Annotated in this window: 9 protein-coding genes; all 9 read left to right on the top strand. The window is 47.7% G+C overall.

The features are described from left to right. The first annotated feature begins 45 nt into the window (after positions 1-45). The 9 genes from rpsH to FWJ59_RS07775 are packed head-to-tail and all read left to right on the top strand — an operon-like array spanning position 46 to position 4,890. Entirely contained in the window at positions 46-441 is a 396-nt protein-coding gene (gene rpsH / locus FWJ59_RS07815) for a 30S ribosomal protein S8 (RefSeq protein WP_414481390.1), read from the top strand. Between the two features lie 36 nt (positions 442-477). Beyond that, positions 478-1,017 carry a 50S ribosomal protein L6 gene (rplF, locus tag FWJ59_RS07810; RefSeq protein ID WP_414481389.1) on the top strand — a complete coding sequence of 180 codons (540 nt, stop codon included), beginning with the start codon at positions 478-480 and terminating at the stop codon, positions 1,015-1,017. Between the two features lie 21 nt (positions 1,018-1,038). After that, positions 1,039-1,407 (top strand): 50S ribosomal protein L18, encoded by a 369-nt coding sequence (rplR, locus tag FWJ59_RS07805; RefSeq protein WP_414481388.1) that lies wholly within the window; start codon positions 1,039-1,041, stop codon positions 1,405-1,407. A 13-nt stretch (positions 1,408-1,420) separates the two neighbouring features. Then, complete coding sequence (rpsE, locus tag FWJ59_RS07800) at positions 1,421-1,921, top strand: 30S ribosomal protein S5 (RefSeq protein WP_414481387.1); 501 nt, start codon at positions 1,421-1,423, stop codon at positions 1,919-1,921. Between the two features lie 14 nt (positions 1,922-1,935). Then, a complete protein-coding gene (gene rpmD, locus FWJ59_RS07795; RefSeq protein WP_414481386.1) occupies positions 1,936-2,121 on the top strand; it encodes a 50S ribosomal protein L30 in 186 nt (61 codons plus the stop codon). A gap of 18 nt (positions 2,122-2,139) precedes the next feature. Further along, positions 2,140-2,580, top strand: coding sequence for a 50S ribosomal protein L15 (gene rplO, locus FWJ59_RS07790; protein WP_414481385.1), 441 nt, complete (start codon positions 2,140-2,142; stop codon positions 2,578-2,580). A 1-nt stretch (position 2,581) separates the two neighbouring features. Next, the gene (gene secY, locus FWJ59_RS07785) at positions 2,582-3,844 is read left to right on the top strand and encodes a preprotein translocase subunit SecY (protein WP_414481384.1); all 1,263 of its coding nucleotides are present in this window, start codon (positions 2,582-2,584) and stop codon (positions 3,842-3,844) included. 10 nt (positions 3,845-3,854) lie between these two features. Beyond that, on the top strand, positions 3,855-4,598 hold the full coding sequence (gene map / locus FWJ59_RS07780) for a type I methionyl aminopeptidase (protein ID WP_414481383.1): 744 nt from the start codon (positions 3,855-3,857) through the stop codon (positions 4,596-4,598). A gap of 16 nt (positions 4,599-4,614) precedes the next feature. Continuing rightward, positions 4,615-4,890, top strand: a complete 276-nt coding sequence (locus tag FWJ59_RS07775) for an RNA-binding protein (protein WP_414481382.1) — start codon at positions 4,615-4,617, stop codon at positions 4,888-4,890. The last annotated feature ends 66 nt before the right edge of the window (positions 4,891-4,956 follow it).

Below are 4,956 nucleotides of genomic sequence, written 5' to 3'. Positions count from 1 at the left end.
AAGGCAAGCTGGTAAGCAGGAGAGACTGAAAGGAGGTAAGGGAATATGGTGACTGACCCAATCGCAGATATGCTCACGCGAATTCGAAATGCTTTGATAGCAAAACATGAGACGGTGGAAGTACCAGCTTCAAACGTAAAGAGGGCAATAGCTCGGATACTGCTGGAAGAGGGGTATATTAAGGATTTCACCGAAATTGATGATGGCAAGCAGGGTATCCTTAAGATTACTTTGAAGTACGGTCCCAATAAGCAAAGGGTAATTACGGGGCTTAAGAGAATAAGCAAACCCGGTTTGAGGGTATACGTCAAAAAGGATGAAATCCCAAAGGTCTTAGGTGGATTAGGCATTGCTATCATTTCAACGTCCAAAGGCGTTATGACCGATAAACAGGCCCGCAAGGAAGGATTGGGAGGAGAAGTGCTCTGCTATATCTGGTAAGTTGCTGTAACTTTAACGGGACGGAGGTGTTTTGAAATGTCAAGAGTGGGGAAACGGCCTGTGGTCATTCCCCCAGGAGTCACAGTAAGCGTGGCGCCCGATAACAGCGTTACTGTAAAAGGGCCTAAGGGGGAACTAACCCAGCGCATACACAGGGATATGAAGGTAATTGTCGATGGAAACATGGTAAGGGTGGAACGTCCAACTGATGAGAAATTTCACAAAGCTCTGCATGGCTTGAGCCGTACCTTGATTCAGAACATGATTGAGGGTGTAACCAAAGGCTACCAAAAGAGCCTGGAAATTGTAGGGGTAGGTTACAGGGCTCAAAAGCAGGGCAAAAAGTTGGTGCTGTCGGTTGGATACTCCCACCCGGTTGAGATAAATGAAGAGCCTGGTATTGAGTTTGAGGTACCCGCTCCCAACAAGATCATAGTTAAAGGAATCGATAAGCAAAAGGTTGGGGAAGTGGCAGCAAGGATCAGGAGCGTAAGGCCGCCCGAACCTTACAAGGGTAAGGGCATAAGGTACGAAAACGAGCGAGTAATACAAAAGCAGGGTAAGGCTGGTAAATAATAGGGGAAGGAGTGACGCGGCGTGATTAAAAAGGTAGACAGGAATGAGGCCAGGAAAGTTCGGCATATGCGCATTAGGAAAAAAATCAAAGGTACTGCAGAGAGACCGCGCCTGAACGTTTTTAGAAGCCTGAAACATATTTACGCGCAGATAATCAACGATGAGATAGGGCATACCCTGGTATCAGCCTCCACCCTTGATCCGGAGTTAAGAGATAAGCTTGCCGGTAAGACCAAAAAAGAGGCTGCCAGAATGGTTGGCCAGCTGGTAGCCAAACGAGCCCTGGAGAAAGGGATCAAAAAAGTTGTATTTGATCGCGGAGGCTATAAATATCATGGAAGAGTACAGGAAGTAGCGGCTGGTGCGCGAGAAGCCGGACTGGAGTTTTAAAGGAGGGTAATGCATGCAGCGGATAGATGCTAGTAAGTTAGATCTTAAAGAAAGGGTTGTGAGCATCAACCGTGTATCCAAGGTTGTCAAAGGCGGTAAAAACTTTAGGTTCAGCACCCTTGTGGTTGTGGGTGATGGGAACGGACATGTAGGCATAGGCCTTGGCAAAGCAGCCGAGATACCCGATGCCATCAGGAAGGCTATAGAAAAGGCCAAGAAGAACATGATTAAAGTCCCCATAGTCAACACCACCATTCCTCACGAGGTGATAGGTGAATTCGGAGCAGGTAAGGTAATCATGATACCTGCCCGTGAAGGTACAGGAGTTATAGCGGGTGGGCCTGCGCGCGCTGTTTTGGAACTGGCGGGTATTCGTGATATCCTGACAAAGTCCATAGGCTCCAACAATCCCATCAATGTGGCATATGCCGTAATGGAAGGGTTGTCTAAGCTCAAAACCGTTGAGGAAATTGCCAGGCTCCGCGGAAAGTCGGTCGAGGAGATACTAGGTTAAGGGGGTAGTAAGCGATGGCAAAACTCAAAATAACCCAGGTGCGCAGTACTATTGGCTGCCGCGACGATCAGATTGCAACCCTTAGGGCTCTGGGACTTAGGAAAATAAGGAGCCAGAGGATTCATGATGATAACCCCACCATTCGCGGAATGATAGAAAAAGTCAAGCATTTAGTGGAAGTTGAAGAGATAGAGGAGTAAAACGGGGAGGTGTATAAGGTGAAGCTGCATGAATTGAGAGCTCCAGAGGGCTGCAACAAAGAGCCGAAGCGAAAGGGTAGGGGAATTGGTTCGGGACATGGCAAGACAGCCTGTCGTGGTCATAAAGGACAGAAGGCTAGAAGCGGCGGAGGAGTCAGGCCAGGCTTTGAAGGCGGACAAATGCCTTTGACCAGGCGAATCCCCAAGCGAGGCTTTACCAATATATTTGCCAAGGAATACAGCGAAGTAAATGTTGGGGCACTGGAGGTATTTGAGTCTGGTACGGTTGTTACCCCAGAGCTTTTGAAGGAAAAGGGCTTGATAAGGAAGATCAAGGATGGGGTTAAGATTTTAGGTGATGGCGAACTCACCAAGAGCTTGATAGTCAAGGCCCATAAGTTCAGCAAAACGGCCCAACAGAAGATTGAAGCTGTTGGAGGTAAAGCAGAGGTGATTTAAAGTGTTTGAAACTTTTAAGAATGCCTGGAGGATAGACGACTTAAGAAAAAAAATCATCTACACCCTCCTCATGCTTCTGGTTTACAGGGTGGGGAGCTTCATACCGGTTCCCGGGATTGACAGCAGCTATATAAGAGATTTGGTACAGGGGAATACTCTGTTGGGGCTGCTGGATATCATCTCGGGAGGAGCTTTTGCAAATTTTACCATATTTGCCATGGGTATAACCCCCTATATCAATGCGTCTATCATAATGCAGTTGCTTACGGTCGCTATCCCTAGGCTGGAACAGCTGGCCAAGGAAGGCCAGGAGGGGCAAAAGAAAATCGCCCAGTACACCCGTTATGCCACTGTGGTGCTAGCCTTCATACAGGCTATCGGTATCACCTATGGGCTTGCTGGGCAGGCGATTCAAAACAAGAACTTTTTTGGGTATATCCTCGTAGCTTTAACCTTGACTGCCGGGACGGCCTTTTTGATGTGGCTGGGTGAGCAGATTACCGATAAGGGGATAGGCAACGGCATATCCCTTCTTATATTCACCAGCATCATATCCAGGCTTCCGCTGGCAGTGGTATCGCTGTGGCAGCTGGCTTTTGTAGCCAAGACTATGAGCCCCTGGAGCTTGCCATTAGTTGTAGTATTTGCAGTTTTGATGGTCGCTGCAGTGATATTTGTGGATTCTGGAGAAAGGAGAATACCCGTACAGTATGCCAAGCGTGTTGTGGGGCGTAAGGTATATGGTGGGCAAAGCACCCATATACCTCTAAAGGTTAATTCCTCTGGTGTTCTCCCTATAATATTTGCGGTTTCGATATTATCGTTGCCCCAGATAATATCTCAGTTTTTCCCTGATAGCGGCTTCAATAGATGGGTAGAAGCTAATTTCAATCAGAGTACGGGCCTTTACGGAGTTTTGTATGCGCTGTTTATCGTATTCTTCACCTATTTCTATACGCAGATTACCTTTAACCCTGTTGAGATTGCAAACAACTTGAGGCAGTACGGCGGCTTTGTCCAGGGTATAAGGCCAGGCAAGCCCACTGCCGATTACCTTGCGCGCATATCCAACCGCATTACTCTGGTGGGAGCGTTGTTCCTGGTAGCAGTTGCCATAATTCCCATTGCTGCATCGGCAGCGGCTAGAATACCTATGTATTTTGGAGGAACGGCCATCCTCATTGTGGTAGGCGTGGCCCTTGAGACGGTTAAACAGCTGGAAGCCCAAATGCTTATGAGGCATTACCGAGGTTTCTTAAAGTAGGGATTGTTGTATGATTATCATAAAATCCAGAAAAGAAATCGAGCTCATGCGCGAAGCGGGGAAGATCGTGGCGGGGGCCCATGAGTTGGTGGCAAAGAGTATCGAGGTAGGGATAACAACGGCTGAGCTGAACAGGTTGGTGGAGGAATATATATACCGCCATAATGCTGTTCCTTCGTTTAAAGGATATCACGGTTTTCCGGCCAGCATATGTACCTCGATAAACCACCAAGTCATCCACGGTATTCCTGGACCTGTTCAGCTACAGGATGGAGATATTGTCAGCGTAGACATCGGAGTCATGTATCAAGGTTATCATGGCGATGCTGCAAAGACATACGCCGTCGGAGACGTGGATCCCCGTGCCCTGCAATTGATCAAAACAGCAGAAGAAGCATTTTACCAAGGATTGAAATATGCCCGGCCAGGATACCGCCTCTCTGACATATCCCACGCCATTCAAACTTTTGTAGAGGGAAAGGGTTATTCAGTAGTCAAAGCCTTTGTTGGCCATGGGATAGGTCAGAACATGCATGAAGATCCTCAGGTGCCCAATTATGGCCCCCCTGGTAAAGGTGTGCGGCTACGCCCGGGAATGACTTTGGCTATCGAGCCCATGATCAATGAAGGGACTGATCAGGTGGTCATCCTGGATGACGGGTGGACCGTCGTGACGCAGGATGGCAGCCTGTCAGCCCACTTTGAGCATACGATTGCCATCACTGATGGTGATCCTGAAATTTTGACACAATGAAGAGCAGGTGAAGGTAATGAATGACGGTATGGATATAGGCAGAGTGGTATTGGCCAAAGCAGGGCGTGATAAGGGCAAGCATTTTGTGATAGTAGGCAGGATGGATGAGAACTATGTTTTGATTGCCAACGGGAAAAGTAGGTCAATAGACAAACCTAAGAAAAAAAAGATAAAGCATCTGGAAGCCAAGCCGCATGTGTTGTATAATGTGAGAGAAAAAATTTTAAGCGGTCAGAAGGTGTTTGATGCTGAGCTTAGAAAGAGCTTAGAAGCGTTGGGATATGAAAAATAGGAGGGTGAGCTGTTTGGCCAGGGAAGATGTAATTGAGGTTGAGGGCACTGTGGTGGAAGCGTTACC

This window comes from Caldicoprobacter sp. (genome assembly GCF_047459465.1).
GTDB lineage: Bacteria > Bacillota > Clostridia > Caldicoprobacterales > Caldicoprobacteraceae > Caldicoprobacter.
The sequence above is the reverse complement of the archived record's forward strand: the minus strand, read 5'-3'. Positions and strand labels throughout refer to the sequence as shown.